The organism is Paenibacillus sp. FSL R7-0048 (assembly GCF_038004505.1).
Classification (GTDB): domain Bacteria; phylum Bacillota; class Bacilli; order Paenibacillales; family Paenibacillaceae; genus Paenibacillus_AQ; species Paenibacillus_AQ odorifer.
Genome location: NZ_JBBORF010000001.1, coordinates 1,399,274 through 1,414,734, shown reverse-complemented (window position 1 = coordinate 1,414,734; position 15,461 = coordinate 1,399,274). Strand labels below are relative to the sequence as shown.

Sequence of the window (15,461 nt, the reverse complement as noted above, 5' to 3'; positions counted from 1 at the left end):
ACTAAGAGGTGAGCCCTATGAAGTCCAATGATTTATGTCCCCGGCTACAAAAAAGTATGGATATTATCGGCAGGCGTTGGACTGGTTTAATTATCTACCAGCTCCTTCAAGGACCCCAACGTTTCAATGTAATTGAAGCGGCATTACCCATCAGTGGAAGACTGCTCTCCGAACGGCTCAAAGAGCTGGAACAGGAAGGGATCGTTCTTCGAGAAGTGTTCCCAGAGACCCCCGTGCGGATCCAATATTCTTTGACGGATAAAGGTCTTGCTCTGGAATCAGTCATCCGAGACTTACAGAGTTGGTCCAAAGAATGGGTCGATTGTGACACCGATAATCTAAATTCAACTCTCAAAATGTAAGCGTTTTATATAAGGCATTAGATTTTAAGGCCGACAATGACTAAATCACGCTCTATACCGTCAAGTTCAGCCACACCAGGCAGCATTCCCCACTCTTCAAAACCAAACTTTTTCAACAAACCAAGGCTTGGATCATTATGTCCAAACACAAAGCCGACTAGATTCTTAATTCCGAGACTAGGGGCTTTCTCAATGGCCTCTGTCAGAAGAATTCTGCCCGCACCACCACCACGGAACTTTTCATTCACGTATACACTGATTTCTGCTGTTGCATTATACGCTGGACGACCATAGAAGGATTGAAAACTGAACCATGCAGCAATTTCATCTCCTTGCTTCAGTACCCATAAGGGACGGTGATGGCTATTATGCTCAAGAAACCATTTCTCCCGGTCTGCAACAGTAACGGGTTCCAGATCTGCAGTTACCACCCTCCCAGCAATCGTTGAGTTATAAATATCTACAATAGCTGCTAAGTCTGCAGATGTTGCATCTTCAATTCTGCTGTTCTCCCAATTCATCCCTTAATTCCTCCAAATGTGTTAATTAACTCAGGCCGACCTGCTCCTGGCTCCATTGCCACAGCCGTTCGGCCTCTATTGTATTCTGCGCTCTGGGAGACAGTTGTTTAATCTTTCTTCGATAATAATATTGACCGGTTACCTCTCCAAGATCGGGATCTGTAGCCAAATAAATCGCTGTATCGGCACCTTGTTCAGGTGTTAAGAAAAAGTATGAGAGTAACTTAAGTACCGACTTGCCAAAACCAGTCTCCCGGTTTACACCTATATTCGTCCCCACTGCTCCTGGATGCAGGCAATTCACCGTCACCCTTGTTCCGTGAAGACGCGAAGCCAGCTCCCGCGTGAAGAGAATATTGGCTAGCTTGGATCGGGCATAGGCTTTTGCAGGATTAAAACGGCGAGCGAGGGTTGGATCTTCATAATGGAGCGCACCTATCTTGTAAGCACCGGAGGCAACCACAATGATACGGCCTTGCTCTGCTGCCTGCAACGACTTAAGTAACAAATTGGTAAGTAGAAAATGCCCCAAATGATTTACGCCAAGATCCATCTCAAAGCCGTCCTTCGTAAGCTGACGCTTAATCGTGACTACCCCGGCGTTATTGATAAGTATGTCTAGCATCGGATATTTCATAGTGAATTCCTCAGCAAAGCTGCGAATGCTCTCAAGTGAAGCCAGATCACACAACATGAGCTCGATATCCTCGGAGCGGCTCTTTTGTTTGGCGGCAGCAAGTGCTTCTTCTCCCCGCTGGCGATTACGGCAAACCATAATAACTTTAGCTCCCTTGCGAGCCAGTTCAACTGTTGTGGCCAGCCCCATACCGGAATTCGCTCCGGTAACAAGTGCGATTGTTCCTCTCATTGCAAGAATCACTCCTCTCTCAACAACCGTACCCGAATAAGCTTCAGCCTAACCTTAGGAGAAGTATATTTAAAGATATGTTACACCAACTAGTAGGGTTAAGAAAAGCTTCATGTCATGATTAGCCAACGATAGTTATAGTTCGTCAGGTGCGTCTGGTCTATTTTTGATCTATAATAGGAATATTGCAGTTCTAATCGTGAAGTTGAAAGGGGAACACCAACTATGAATAATGCTCTGACAAGCCTAGAGCAGCAAATGGCGGGCGAAGGTCTGGATGCCCTGCTCGTAACAGATCCCAAGCATGTCTACTACTTAACCGGCTTCGCCAGCGATCCGCATGAACGTTTTCTGGGTCTGCTGCTGATACGCGGAGAAGAGCCTATGCTCATTCTGCCTGCATTGGATGCAGAAGCGGCTCAAGCGGCTTCTTCGGTCACCAAAATTCTAACTCACACTGACACTGATAATCCCTATAACCTGCTAAAGGATTGTTTCGGCAGCAGTAAGCTAGGTACTCTTGGCATAGAAAAGGAACATTTCTCAGTAGCCCGTTTTGAGCACCTAACCGCTGCTGTTCCAGCTGAACGGTTTAGTGATATTGGTCCATTGCTGCGCAGCATGCGCTCTAAAAAGACCCCGGATGAAGTTAAGCGCATGAAACATGCCGCTGAGCTAGTTGAGGAAGCCTTGCGCCGCGTTCTTACCCACGTAAAAACAGGCGTTACAGAAAACGATCTAGTGGCGGAGCTAGAATATCTAATGAAAAAGGTTGGCGCTTCCGGCCCTTCCTTCGACACTATGGTGCTTTCTGGTCCGAAAACTGCCTTGCCTCACGGTGTTCCGGGCAACCGGGTCATTCAACCCGGCGACTTCCTGATGTTTGATATCGGGGTGTATGCCGATGGTTATGCTTCTGATATTACACGTACCTTTGCTATTGAATCCGTAGACGACAAGCTAGTCACTATCTATAACACTGTGCTGGCTGCCAACGAAGCTGGGATCGCTGCCTCCAATCCTGGAGCACCTTTCGGCTCAGTCGACAAAGCTGCACGTGATGTAATTGAAGAAGCTGGATTCGGAGAATATTTCTTACACCGTGTCGGACACGGACTGGGCATGGATGTTCATGAATATCCATCACTTCACGGACAGAACGACGACATTATCGAGATCGGCAATGTGTTCACCGTTGAGCCAGGAATTTATGTGCCTGGACTAGCGGGTGTACGTATCGAAGATGATCTGATTATTACAGCTGAAGGTGCAGAGACCTTAACAAGCTTCCCTAAGGAACTGACTATTCTTCATTTGTAGAAAAGAATTACAAGCCATAGCCAAAAACACAGAGCAGCGATTCCTCCAATAAAGAGAGAATCGCCGCTCTGTGTTTTTTTAAATTCAAACCTGTGTTCCCCACATCCCGCGAACCAACTTAGCCTCTTTCACCATCCTGCCGATCAGCTCCGCGACTGTAGGAATATCTTGGATCATTCCTGTCACTTGACCTGCCCAGCCGATGCCCTCTTCTTTGATATCATCATAGATCCAGCGCTTGTTGGCTGCACCACTGATATACTCTTTTAATGCTTCATAGGTCGGTGTCACGCGCTCGATTTCAAGAATTTGATCAATGTAGTCACTACGTAACACTCGTGCGGGTGCTCCAATAGAACGTTTGATTACAACCGTATCCGACTCTGAGCTTTCTACTAAAGCTTTTTTATAAGAAGCGGCCGCATGAACACATTCCACTGTAGCAACGAAACGAGTGCCCATTTCGATTCCTTCAGCCCCAAGTGCATGAGCAGCCATCCATCCACGGCCATCTCCGATCCCTCCGGAAGCAATCACAGGAATATTAACCGCATCAACCACTTGCGGAACGAGCACCATGGTTCCAACATCGTCACGCCCTAAGTGGCCCCCTCCCTCATGCCCAACAACAATAACCGCAGAAGCCCCTAATTGTTCAGCCTTTTGGGCTTGTCTGCGTGAGGAGACGAGCACGAGTGTTTTAATATCGGTGGGCTGTAACATTTCCAGTATAGGGGCTGGATTCCCTCCAGTGAGGCTCACCACGGGAACCTGCTCTTCGATGGCGACCTGCACCCGATCTTCATAACCAATCCCATGCATGCCGATAGCAAAATTAACACCAAATGGTTTGTTCGTTAGTGTTCGTACCCGACGTATTTCTGCACGTAAGGCCTCCGCATCCGGAAGACTCATTGCTGTGACCTGACCCAGTCCACCGATATTTGAAACCGCAGCCGCAAGGTCTGCATAACCTAAATAAGCAAGTCCTCCTTGAATAATAGGATATTCTATGTGCAATAACTCCGTAATACGGGTGTTCCATTTCATCTTCATCTACACCTTTCCTATCTTTAAGCAAAGCAGAATCACGGCAATTAAAAGGGCAGCTCCCCCTGCCAGATAATCTATTTGCTGAAATTGCAGTCTTTTAAAAGAAGTCCTTCCTTTACCATTCCCATAAGCACGCGCATCAATTGCATAGCTCAGCTGTTCAGCACGTTGAATCGTTGTGAAGAGCAGAGGGATAATGATCGGAATGTACGCATATATCCGTTTAGGCAGTGATAATACTGTAAGATCATAACCTCTAGCCTTTTGTGCGAGAAGGATACGATCAAGCTCCTCCTTGATAGTAGGGATAAAACGGATCGCAATCACTATCATTAAAGAGAACTGCTCTACGGGTACCCCCAATTTGGACAGAGGGGCAAGCAGCTTCTCCAGACCATAAGCTAAGTCTAGCGGTTTAGTAGTTAATGTCAGAATTGAGGCTAACAAGATGAGCAATATAATCCGCCATACAAAACGTAATCCTATCCGCAATCCCTCTTCAGTCACCTCGATAAAAAACCATGACCAGAGAATCGTCCCCTTGGTGAACACGGCATTGTAAACAAAAGTAAATAATAAAATAAATAATACCGGCCGTAGCCCTCGCCAAAAAAAATGCACAGGAACTTTAGACAGTAATAACATTCCCAATACAAAAAAGGTTGCAACAACATAACTAAGCCCCGTACCAAGCATCATAAAGCTAAGCATGAGCATCACGATACTTACAAGCTTTGTACGAGGATCTAAACGATGAAAAATCGAATGTGTCTCCACATATTGACCGACTAATACGGAATCAGCCATGCCCTTGCCCCCTCGAATGCCAAATCGGCAAAATCGCTTCGAAGATATCCTGCTCTTTACAGCTGGCAACTTCAATCTTCTGACCAGATAATTCCTCCACTAGCTTCAAGAGCTGTACGGGTTCAGGCAAGGATAGTCCAAGTTCCAGCAGTAATTCTTCCTTTTCCAGAAACAATGTTCTGGTATCATGATGCCCTTTTAACTGACCTTCATGAAAAACCATGACCTCATCTGAGAATTCGGCAACATCACCCATCTGATGCGAAACGAAGAGGATGGTGCGATTGTCTTGTTGCTGCCATTCCTTTAGTAGCCTCAGCAAAGACACTTGGCTAGCTGGATCGAGACCCGCTGTCGGTTCATCCAATATCAGCAGCTTCGGATTTGTCATCAGTACAGAGGCAATAGCTACACGGCGCTTTTCACCACCACTTAGCTGGAATGGATTTAAGGGGAGAATCCCCTCTGGCAAACCCACTTGCGGCAAGATCATTTCAATCGCCTCTGTAATTTGCTGACGTGAAGCACCCTGCTGATTCAGAGCAAAAGCAAGCTCCTTATGCACCGTTGTTTCGAATAGCTGATGCTCCGGATATTGAAAAACGAAACCCAACTCGGGGACAACCTTTAAGCGTCCTTTAGCATCTCTGCTGGCAGGCTGCTGGTTAATCCAATAGTCTCCTTTTACGGTGGGAATCAAGCCCTTCAGCACTTTGACAAAGGTAGACTTTCCTGCGCCTGTTGGACCGATAATAGAAATCCATTTGCCTTCAGGAATAGTGCAGTTTATATTGCGCAAAGCCACATGATCGGCATAGTTCACACTTAGATTTTTTAATTGGTAGACCATTGTGATCGAATTATCCCCTTCCAATCGGCTGTTAGCGGTGCTGCTGAATGGAGCAATGTATGTACACGCACTGCGAAGGGCAGTTGTAATTGATAGTCCGCAACAGGCATGGATTCAAAAAAAGTCAGTGGATCGCCGTCAAACTCAAGTCGTCCTTGGTGCAGGAGCAATACGCGTTCTGCTGCAAGCACTTCCTCCATATGGTGGGTGATATGAATTAGGGTCAGGCCTTGACGATGCAGCTCTTGCATAATAGAAAGAACCTGCTGTCTTCCCTGAGGATCAAGCATTGAGGTAGCCTCGTCAAAAATAATGACTTGCGGGCGCATCGCCAATATAGCTGCGATAGCGACACGTTGCTTTTGACCTCCAGATAGCTGATGTGGCATAGCTTCCAGATAATCCTCCATATGAACGGCCTGTAAGGCATGATCCAATCGGCTGCGCATTTCCTCCCTCGGCACACGGATATTCTCCAAACCAAAAAGCACCTCATCCATAACGGTTGTGGTGATAAATTGATCCTCTGGATTCTGAAAAACAAAACCGATTTGCTGATGAATCTCCGCAAGATCCGTTGGTTTTGCTGTGTCCAAGCTCTTAAATTGTACAGTCCCTTTTCGCGGCAGCAGCAGTCCGTCCATGAGCTTTGCAATAGTGGATTTGCCAGAACCATTCGCCCCGACTATCGCCACAAACTCCCCTGCGTCTATCGTAAAGCTAATATCCTCCAGAAGAGGTTGTCCTTTTTTATAATAAAAACAAACTTGATCGAAGGTAAGCATTTATTCAGTCCCCTTTTGACGGTGCCAAGCAGCAAAAAATGCCTCAATGCTACTCTCGGAAAATGCAGGTGCAGGCTTCTCCCATTTTGTCACTTTTGATCCATTCACAGCAAAGATTTCACCGGTTAAATCCGCGTCGGACTCCCTCAACAATGCAGTCACGAAGGAAGCAATAGCCTCCGCGTCACCTATTCTCCAAAAATCAGGCAAAGGTTCATTACGACTGAAATATTTTTCCTTCAAATGGTCAATTATAGGTCTGGTCATATCCGTTAATGCCGCTGGAGAAATCGCATTGACCCTAATCTGGTCACGTTTCAGCTCTGCTGCGAGCGTCCACATCATGCCCAGTATTCCAGCCTTGGCTGCACTATAATTCACCTGACCTACGGAACCTGCTAGTCCAGCAGCAGAGGTCATCAACAGGATATCCCCACCTGTTTCACGCATATGTGGTAATACTCGTTGAATGCAATAATAAGTGCCATTTAAATGCACATCCAGAACATTCTTCCACTGTTCATCCGTCATACGTTGACATTTCTGATCCTGCACAATTCCCGCGTTAGCTATCAACACCTCGATACGACCGTATCGGGCAATGACCTCACCTACCATGGCAGTGACTGCGACGGAATCGGCTACATTAGCAGCGTACCCTAGTGCCTCTCCGCCTGCCTGGCGGATCTCGCGCACAACCTCATCAATTAAGACTTGTTTCGTACCATTTACAACCACTATATAACCTGACTTGCCAAGCTGCATGGCGATACTACGTCCGATCCCTCTTGTTGCTCCAGTAATTAAGGCCACTTTATTCATCACTACACCTCTTTCACTGCAAAAGCTCCCGCAGCAATAACATCGCCAGCTTCTGTTGTAAGGATCACTTTCACAAAGCAATCGTCCTCTGCAAAATCAAAAATTACGACACTATCGACCTCTATTGGCTTATGAAATTTCATATCATATTGAGTGATCCACTGTGTAGGGTGCTCAGCAATATACAAAGATTGGGCTAATCCCATAAGATACATCCCATGTGCGATGGGTCGCTCCAAACCAGCCTTGGCTGCGGCCTCTGCATCTAGATGTATAGGCGCCAAATCTTGGGAAGCAGTTGCATATTGCCGGATAGCCTCAGCTGTTATGCACTTTTTTATCATGATCATCACCTACCCGAATTAACACCGTTTCTGCGGTGACTATTAGCTTACCCTCACACCTACAAACCAGCGTATGTGTGTAAAAAGTCAGTTTACCCTGTCTGCCTTCTTTTTGCACCTCGCCCGTTAACGCTAATTCACAATCCAAAATCATCCCCGCCGTAATCGGAGCCTGATATGAAAATTTCTGAGTGCCGTGAAGCAAGGGTTCACCGATGATTAACCAAGGAATATCGAAGTCTTGCCAGAAAATAATAGGCATCGTCGCAGGAGCGATCAGCTTTCCATTTATCGTCTGCACGGGTGCTTCAATACTCTGTGCATAGTCCGAAATCCATTCAGCAGTCATATGGATCTGATGTCGGACACTGTTCATTCTATAACCTCCACGAGTGTTGCCAGACCTATCCCACCGCCGATTCCCAGAGTAGCAAGCCCTCGTTGGTAAGGGGCATGTTGCATTTCAGCACATAAGCGAGTCATTAACATAGCCCCGGAAGCTCCGTATGGATGGCCTATTGCTAATGCCCCCCCGCCAAGATTGACCTTTTCCTGTGGAATTTGAAGCTCGTTCAGTGATGCCAATACTTGTGAAGCAAAAGCTTCGTTAAACTCTACGATATCTAAATCGGCAACGGTAAGCTTTTGGCGTTCTAACACCTTTTGCACAGCTGGTACAGGCCCCATACCTAAATAGTTCGGATCTACACCCGCAGCTTGCGCATCCACGACCCGCAAAATAGGGGTAAGCTTAAGCTGCTGGCATTTCTCACGAGACATCATTAATAGAAGCGCTGCGCCATCATTAATAGGACAGGCATTTCCAGCAGTGACGGTACCCTTTTCTTCAAAAATTGGCGGCAGCTTTTGCAGCTTGTCCAGACTCGTATTTGCCCGAGGACATTCGTCGGTGCTCACCCACTGCCCCTCTACCTGAAGAGGTACTATCTCCTGGTGAAACCGGTCACTTTGCTGAGCATGAACCGCCTTTTGATGGCTTTTTAAGGCATATTGATCCTGCTCTTCTCGAGAAATCCCGTATTTCCTAGCTACATTCTCTGCAGCAATTCCCATATCCGGATCACCGTAAGAGCTAGGCGTAAAATGTGCACGGGTATACAGCTGTGGAACCCCCATTAACGTCTGTGGTCTAGCCATTTTCCATGGAGCACGGCTCGTACTTTCGACACCACCTGCTAAATAAATCTCACCAGCGCCGCTTTGAATCAGTCTTGCTGCTATATTAATTGCCTCTAGCCCAGATCCGCACTGACGATCCACGGTGACGCCCGGAACCGAAACAGGCAGCCCCGCTTCAAGCGCAGCTACCCGGGCAATATTACCTCCTGGGCCCACAACATTCCCAATAATGACATCATCGATCAGTTCTTTAGGCAAGTTCGTTTCGGCTACAATATGCTGAATAAGCGGCGCCAGTAATGCCTCCGGCTCAAGTGTACTTAATAAGCCACCCATTCTGCCAACCGGTGTACGTTTTGCCATGACAATTACTGCTTCTATCATATCATCGCTCTTTTCACATAGTCTTTCATCGCTTGCCGGGCAATTTTCCCGCTACTTGTATAGATAAATTCATCCACGGTTAGCAGCTGCTTCGGCGCTTTGTAGCTCGCTAAATACTGGCGGCAATAATTCTTAATTTCTTCGACAGATAAATGCTGTTCTCCGCTCCACTTCACGAGGGCTATCAGCTGTTCTCCCCAGTAATCGTCAGGCACGCCAAGCACCATCACTTCATCTATTTCCGGAAGAAACTCCAGCACCCTCTCTATTTCTTCCGGATAAACGTTCAGCCCTCCGGATATGATTTTATTCTTCAAACGTCCCGCCATATATAAATAACCAGCTTCATCCTGATAAACATAGTCTTCTAAAACAAGCCATCCCTCTCTAAAAGCTGCTGCTGTCTCATTCGGCAATTGATGGTAGCCTAAAAATATCATATCACTACGCACATATAGCTGCCCAATCTCCCCAGGAGGGACTTCCCGGAACTGGTCATCACGAATGGAAATTTGCACACCGGGATAAGGTTTGCCTACAGAGGTCGGATTATGCTCGGTCAGAACATTCAAATAACTAATATAGCTCGCTTCTGAAGAACCGTAGGATTCATAAAGCCGCGCTCCACCAAACACTTCCATGCCCCTTTTCTTGGACAACTCCGACCACTTTGCACCTGAGCTAATAATCGCATCAATCTGTATCTGCCCAGGTACAGCCTGCTGCATCATGGATTCGATCATTGTTGGTACGACGAACAGCACCACGCCCGGAATTTGCTGGCACAACTCTAACACCTGCGTGGCACTAAATTTTTGTGTGATATGAAAGGTTGCTCCACCATATAGACTCTGCATTACGGCGAATAAGGATAGGGAATGCACAAATGGACCTGGTGCCAAAACATCCTTCATAGCGTCCAATTCAAAAGCAATATTCGAAACCTCAAAGCTTTTTAACCATGATAAATGGGTACGCATATAACCTTTGGGCAATCCGGTTGTGCCTGAAGTAAAGCCAATAAATAATAATTCATTCGTCTCATCCAACTCAGCCTCCGGCTTCAGGGCAGCCAGCCACTGATCATAGGAACCTGTTCGTTCATTTGAGAAGGTCAATGTTTGGATCATTTGATCCTTGAAGGTCAGATTCTTTGCGGCTTCCGGCTCGGCAAAAATCATTGTCGGCTGGCACTGCTCTATAATAACCTGCAGTTCATTAGCACTCCACTTGGGATCTAAGGGAATGGGAACACAGCCCGCATAAATCGCCCCCAAAAAAACCTCAACAAATTCAATACGATTCGTAGATAAAATCGCGATTTTGTCATGCCTCAGACCCTTTTGCTGTAAGCCATTCGCGATTCTCCGCATCGTTTTTACTAATGTGGCATAGGTATGACTTGCTTGGTCATGGGTTAAGGCAATGCTGTCGGGCTGCTGTGCTGCATGACGCAGTATAGGAACTACTAGATTCATCCTAGATCACACCTGTTCGTATTTTCTGTGACTACCGATTATATACATTCTCTTCAATCGGACTGCCCCGCAAGTCCAGCCCAAACTAAAGGATATGTGATAAGCGCCATCGCCGGCGCTCCTGTTAAACTAACCCGCTAGAATTGCTACGATAGCTTATTTTAGCTTTATATTATTTTTATGTACACATCTTTCATGTAACTATTAAGTCCATCTTACAACGAAAAAACAGCCAGCACGCATCGATTATGATCGGTACGCGCTGGCTGTATTGTTGTTTAGTCCTTCTTTTGAACGGATGATGGTGAACCCTCTTCAGCAAAAATAAAGGTTCGGGCGATATATAAGATAGGTGTGCTTACTGCGGTTAGTAAGAACTTCGCTAGATAAGTCGTAAGCAAAATTTCAAGCCATACATTCCAGTCATACAAGCCCGCAAACGCAATGGTACAGAAAATAAGTGTATCCACAAAGGAGCTAATCATCGTACTACCGTTGGAACGAATCCACAGCTGACTTGAGGTGCTGTAATATTTCCGAATCCAAGAGTACAACCGAACATCTAGGAACTGACTAATGAAGTAAGCAGTAAGACTACCCAAAGCTAGTCGAGGCATCAGCCCAAAAATCGTCTCCAAAGAAGACTGAGCGATATCGGTCTCCTGCGGCTTAAATACTAGTACCATCTGCATAATGACTGTAGTCATAAGCAAGGTGAAGAAACCAAACCAGACCGCTTTACGTGCTTCCGCTCTTCCGTACTTCTCATTAAGTAAATCGCTGGTCATATATAAAGTGACATACATCGTATTTCCGAGTGTCATCACAATATCAAATGGCATAGCAATCGTCTTAGCTACCTGAATGTTAGCAATTACAGTAGCAATACCTACCCAGGCGTACATTCCACTTTTCCCGAACAAGCGGTAACAGAGTAGAAAAAAAGCAAAATTGACAATAACAAATAAAACTCCCCACAGCAAATTAAACATATTACTGAAATTCCTCCTAGTTTTGTTTACGCGGGATGGTTACGAACCGCGGCTTACAATATTAAATTTTCGGAACAAAACATTAATATTCTATCACAATAGCGCTTAACAATCCATAAAAATAATATTTTTATATGAAATTGGTAGTTCCATTTCTTTTTTTTCGCCAATTATCTAAAATAGTCAGCAATAATTCATTTTTTTCAGAAAAAAATGCTCTATAGGACAAAACTTTCACTATTCATCCAGAGGTTAATTCTATAGAATAGTATCAAACACCTTATTCCCGATCCATTTAGTAGAAATATGACATAACTATGGAATATATCTCGGGTCGCCAATTTCCAGCAGTTGGCATGGAGTATCTAGTGAAGACTAAAAAAGAAATGACCTCACCGTCCATAAAAAAAGGAGAGAACGATATGTTTCGTATCAAGCATTCGATCAGTCGCAAATTTACGCGTTTATTATTTGTTGTTCTGTTGCTCACGTCTCTTTTGTTAAGCACCAGCTTCTATTTTATCTCTATCAGTATCTTCAACAGCTATGTTATGCCGCAGATTAACAAAATCCTTACTGCCGCTGCTCAGGACGTATATAAGAATCTCAACGTAATGCACGCCCAGCAAACCCTAAATAAGAACGATCAGTCTGCCACCAATCTCGAGTTCTATTTTCAGGAAAAGAGGAAACAGCATGGAGTGGAAACCATTTTTCTGGTCAATCTGAAGGGGAAAGAAGCTGAGATTCTATCCGCAGATCACGATGCAAAATTGCAACGGGCAGAAAGTGTCACCGTATCCTCTGCAATGCAACAAGCCTCTAAAGGAAAAACTGGACTAAGCGATACATATAGCGACGCACATGGTATACATAAAACAGCTTATATCGGTATTCCCGGAAGTACGATGGTTATCGGTGTAAGCAGTGACGTAAGCTTCATTCAAGAAAAAACAGACAGTATTCTATGGACAAGTGCCGGAATCACACTTCTGACGTTGATCATCGGCCTAACTGGTGCATGGTTCATGAGTGTGCGTATAACACGTCCAATCTCAAAACTGGCAGCTTATAGTGCCCGGCTCGCAGAGGGAGATTTCACCGAAGAATTATCAGTTAAAGGAAATGACGAAGTTGCACAGTTGTCCGTAGGCTTCCAAGCGATGACCCAACGCCTGAAAGAAATGATTGGACATGTACTGGTAACCTCTAATACTGTCGTTGCGGATTCCAACTCTTTAAAAGAACGTGTTGAGGTTCTCAATGATATGGCGGAACACTCCAGCTCATCGGTAGTAGAAATCGGCAAAGGTAGTACGACTATCGCTAGCAGTGCATCAGATAACTCGAGAGCAATGGAAGAAATCAATTTAGGCATTCAAAGTATTGCCTCAGCAGCGAATGAAGTCACGGAGCAAATCAGTGAGGCTTCCGCTGAAGCAAGTGGCGGTAATGAAATTGCTCAAAGCGCTGTGCTGCAAATGCGCCAGGTTGAACGTGCTTCCCTACAGTCGCTGGATCAATTACAAATCATGAATGAGCGTTCAGTAATGATCGGAGAAGTCGTTCACAGCATTACTGAAATTACGAAACAGATCCAAATGCTGTCGCTGAATGCTTCAATTGAAGCTGCACGCGCAGGAGAGCATGGACGCGGCTTTGCTGTTGTTGCGGGAGAAGTACGCAAGCTGTCTGAACAATCCCGTAACGCAAACGAACAGATCCGTGACTTCCTACTTGGGCTTCAAGAAGATATGAGTCGCTCCGTTACCGAGATGAACCACGTGAATTCTGAGGTTGCCTCTGGAGTCGGCAAAGTAGCAGAAGCAGGTGATGCCTTTAATCACCTCCTGATTCTTATCCAAAGCATCAATCACAGCATCCAATCCGTATCTGCGGCTACACAGCAAATCTCAGCAAGTACAGAAGAAGTCAGTGCTTCCGTCGAAGAAACTGCACAAATTACATCAAGATCGCAAGAAAGTGCGGACACACTCGCTGCTAACTCAGAGCGGCAGCGCGTCGAACTGGAAGGCCATGCAGAAACCGTTAAACATCTGTATGAGCAAGCCAAGAAACTCCAAGAAGCTGTGCAGCAATTTAAGATTTAACGCTTGTAAATTAAAACCCCCGTTCACACGAAAGTGTTGAACGGGGGTTTTTAGTTTGCGATGGCTCGCTTAGACTTGGGGGCATACGCTAGGCTTGCGCGGAACCTCGATTAGACTTGGCTACATGCGCTAGCTTGCGCGATACTCTCGTTTAGACTCGGCACGCCATTTGCCGCTGGCTTGCGCGATACTCTCGCTTAGACTCGGCGCGTCATTTGCTACTGGCTTGCGCGATAATCTCGCTTAGACTCGGCGCGTCATTTGCTGCTGGCTTGCGCGATACTCTCGCTTAGACTCGGCGCGTCATTTGCTGCTGGCTTGCGGACTCAGATGCCGCTATTACTCGAAAAACTGCCATTTGGAGACTTTTTCGGACTCGAGAGACGCTATTGCCTCATAATCAACCCAGACTCAGCCTATTTCGCTCAAATAGCGCCTCTGGTGTCCGAAAACGCTCCAAATTAACCCTTTTATCGCAAATAAGATCTCCTGAGTCCGGAGCCAAGTTACCTACAGCAAATTACTCAAAGTTCATCCGTCGATGTTACCTACAGCAAATTACTCAAAGTTCCTCCGTCGATGTTACCTACAGCAAATTACTCAAAGTTCATCCGTCGATGCTACTTACTGCAAATTACTCAAAGTTCCTCCGTCGATGCTACCTACAGCAAATTACTCAAAGTTCCTCCGTCAATGCTACCTACTGCAAATTACTCAAAGTTCATCCGTCGATGCTACCTACAGCAAACTACTCAAAGTTCCTACGTGGATGCTACTTACTGCAAATTACTCAAAGTTCATCCGTCGATGCTACCTACAGCAAATTACTCAAAGTTCATCCGTGGCGCTACCTACTGCAAATTACTCAAAGTTCATCCGTGGATGCTACCTACTGCAAATTACTCAAAGTTCATCCGTCGATGCTACCTACAGCAATAGACTCGGCTACATGCGCTAGCTTGCGCGAAGCTCTCACTTAGACTCAGCACGCCATTTGCTACTGGCTTGCGGACTCAGATGCCGCTATTACTCGAAAAACTGCCATTTGGAGGCTTTTTCGGACTCGAGAGACGCTATTGCCTCATAATCAACCCAGACTCAGCCTATTTTGTTCAAATAGCGTCTCTGGTGTCCGAAAACGCTCCAAATTAACCCTTTTATCACAAATAAGGTCTCCTGAGTCCGGAGCCAAGTTACTCACTCAGTAAAAACTAGGTTACTCAGCTTTCATTCCGCTTTTATGGCTAAGCAAACCTCACTCAACCTAGTGCCGCGGTGCCCAGAGGATAACCGATACACCGATCACACAAATAACAGCTCCGACCCAGTCGTATACGTCTGGTGTCTTCTTGTCTACAAGCCATCCCCATAAGACCGCAAGTACGATAAACACCCCGCCGTAAGCCGCATACACTCTTCCGAAGGAAGGGAATTTCTGCAACGTAGGGATAATCCCATACGCTATCAGAATCAAAGACCCCACTAAACCGTACCAAAGTGGCCGTGATTCTCTCAACCATAACCATACTAAATATCCGCCACCGATCTCAGCAAGCCCAGCAATTATAAACAGCAGAATGGCAAATAACATGTCATCCCTCTTCCCTATCTATCTCATAAAAAC

General features: G+C 45.8%; 16 protein-coding genes and 1 riboswitch. Of the genes, 3 read left to right on the top strand and 13 right to left on the bottom strand.

All coding sequences use genetic code 11. From position 1 onward, the window contains the following. The first annotated feature begins 17 nt into the window (after nt 1-17). Nucleotides 18-362: a winged helix-turn-helix transcriptional regulator gene (locus NSQ91_RS06165; protein WP_076128100.1), complete on the top strand. Its 345-nt coding sequence runs from the start codon at nt 18-20 to the stop codon at nt 360-362. Between the two features lie 17 nt (nt 363-379). Here NSQ91_RS06165 and NSQ91_RS06160 read toward each other — a convergent pair whose 3' ends face one another. Both NSQ91_RS06160 and NSQ91_RS06155 read right to left on the bottom strand, forming a co-directional pair. Next, nucleotides 380-883 carry a GNAT family N-acetyltransferase gene (locus tag NSQ91_RS06160; protein ID WP_076142169.1) on the bottom strand — a complete coding sequence of 168 codons (504 nt, stop codon included), beginning with the start codon at nt 881-883 and terminating at the stop codon, nt 380-382. Between the two features lie 25 nt (nt 884-908). Continuing rightward, nucleotides 909-1,751 (bottom strand): SDR family oxidoreductase, encoded by an 843-nt coding sequence (locus tag NSQ91_RS06155; protein WP_340397825.1) that lies wholly within the window; start codon nt 1,749-1,751, stop codon nt 909-911. A gap of 225 nt (nt 1,752-1,976) precedes the next feature. Here NSQ91_RS06155 and NSQ91_RS06150 point away from each other — a divergent pair, with 225 nt between their 5' ends. Beyond that, nucleotides 1,977-3,071, top strand: a complete 1,095-nt coding sequence (locus NSQ91_RS06150; RefSeq protein WP_076128106.1) for a M24 family metallopeptidase — start codon at nt 1,977-1,979, stop codon at nt 3,069-3,071. Between the two features lie 84 nt (nt 3,072-3,155). On the opposite strand, the gene NSQ91_RS06145 is transcribed toward NSQ91_RS06150, so the two are convergent. The 10 genes from NSQ91_RS06145 to NSQ91_RS06100 form a co-directional block, all read right to left on the bottom strand. Beyond that, entirely contained in the window at nt 3,156-4,121 is a 966-nt protein-coding gene (locus tag NSQ91_RS06145; protein WP_076302281.1) for an NAD(P)H-dependent flavin oxidoreductase, read from the bottom strand. Nucleotides 4,122-4,127: 6 nt separating this feature from the next. Further along, a complete protein-coding gene (locus NSQ91_RS06140) occupies nt 4,128-4,931 on the bottom strand; it encodes an energy-coupling factor transporter transmembrane component T family protein (RefSeq protein WP_340393483.1) in 804 nt (267 codons plus the stop codon). Continuing rightward, entirely contained in the window at nt 4,924-5,781 is an 858-nt protein-coding gene (locus tag NSQ91_RS06135; RefSeq protein WP_076142166.1) for an ATP-binding cassette domain-containing protein, read from the bottom strand. The genes NSQ91_RS06140 and NSQ91_RS06135 overlap by 8 nt, the downstream gene beginning before the upstream one ends. Beyond that, complete coding sequence (locus NSQ91_RS06130; RefSeq protein ID WP_076142165.1) at nt 5,766-6,566, bottom strand: energy-coupling factor transporter ATPase; 801 nt, start codon at nt 6,564-6,566, stop codon at nt 5,766-5,768. The genes NSQ91_RS06135 and NSQ91_RS06130 overlap by 16 nt, the downstream gene beginning before the upstream one ends. After that, the gene (locus NSQ91_RS06125) at nt 6,567-7,388 is read right to left on the bottom strand and encodes an SDR family NAD(P)-dependent oxidoreductase (protein WP_340916942.1); all 822 of its coding nucleotides are present in this window, start codon (nt 7,386-7,388) and stop codon (nt 6,567-6,569) included. A 2-nt stretch (nt 7,389-7,390) separates the two neighbouring features. Then, nucleotides 7,391-7,732 carry a MaoC family dehydratase gene (locus NSQ91_RS06120; protein WP_076185731.1) on the bottom strand — a complete coding sequence of 114 codons (342 nt, stop codon included), beginning with the start codon at nt 7,730-7,732 and terminating at the stop codon, nt 7,391-7,393. Continuing rightward, nucleotides 7,707-8,108, bottom strand: coding sequence for an FAS1-like dehydratase domain-containing protein (locus NSQ91_RS06115; RefSeq protein ID WP_076128119.1), 402 nt, complete (start codon nt 8,106-8,108; stop codon nt 7,707-7,709). Before NSQ91_RS06115 ends, NSQ91_RS06120 begins: the two co-directional genes overlap by 26 nt. Then, nucleotides 8,105-9,256, bottom strand: coding sequence for a thiolase family protein (locus NSQ91_RS06110; protein WP_340916935.1), 1,152 nt, complete (start codon nt 9,254-9,256; stop codon nt 8,105-8,107). The genes NSQ91_RS06115 and NSQ91_RS06110 overlap by 4 nt, the downstream gene beginning before the upstream one ends. Next, nucleotides 9,253-10,734, bottom strand: a complete 1,482-nt coding sequence (locus NSQ91_RS06105) for an AMP-binding protein (protein ID WP_339247037.1) — start codon at nt 10,732-10,734, stop codon at nt 9,253-9,255. The genes NSQ91_RS06110 and NSQ91_RS06105 overlap by 4 nt, the downstream gene beginning before the upstream one ends. A gap of 278 nt (nt 10,735-11,012) precedes the next feature. Then, nucleotides 11,013-11,726, bottom strand: coding sequence for a queuosine precursor transporter (locus NSQ91_RS06100; RefSeq protein WP_340916932.1), 714 nt, complete (start codon nt 11,724-11,726; stop codon nt 11,013-11,015). Between the two features lie 10 nt (nt 11,727-11,736). Then, nucleotides 11,737-11,782: riboswitch (PreQ1 riboswitch) on the bottom strand. A gap of 366 nt (nt 11,783-12,148) precedes the next feature. Between NSQ91_RS06100 and NSQ91_RS06095 the strand changes: the two genes are divergently transcribed. Beyond that, nucleotides 12,149-13,837: a methyl-accepting chemotaxis protein gene (locus NSQ91_RS06095; RefSeq protein ID WP_340916930.1), complete on the top strand. Its 1,689-nt coding sequence runs from the start codon at nt 12,149-12,151 to the stop codon at nt 13,835-13,837. A gap of 1,264 nt (nt 13,838-15,101) precedes the next feature. On the opposite strand, the gene NSQ91_RS06090 is transcribed toward NSQ91_RS06095, so the two are convergent. Continuing rightward, complete coding sequence (locus NSQ91_RS06090; protein ID WP_076128128.1) at nt 15,102-15,428, bottom strand: YnfA family protein; 327 nt, start codon at nt 15,426-15,428, stop codon at nt 15,102-15,104. Nucleotides 15,429-15,461: the final 33 nt, after the last annotated feature.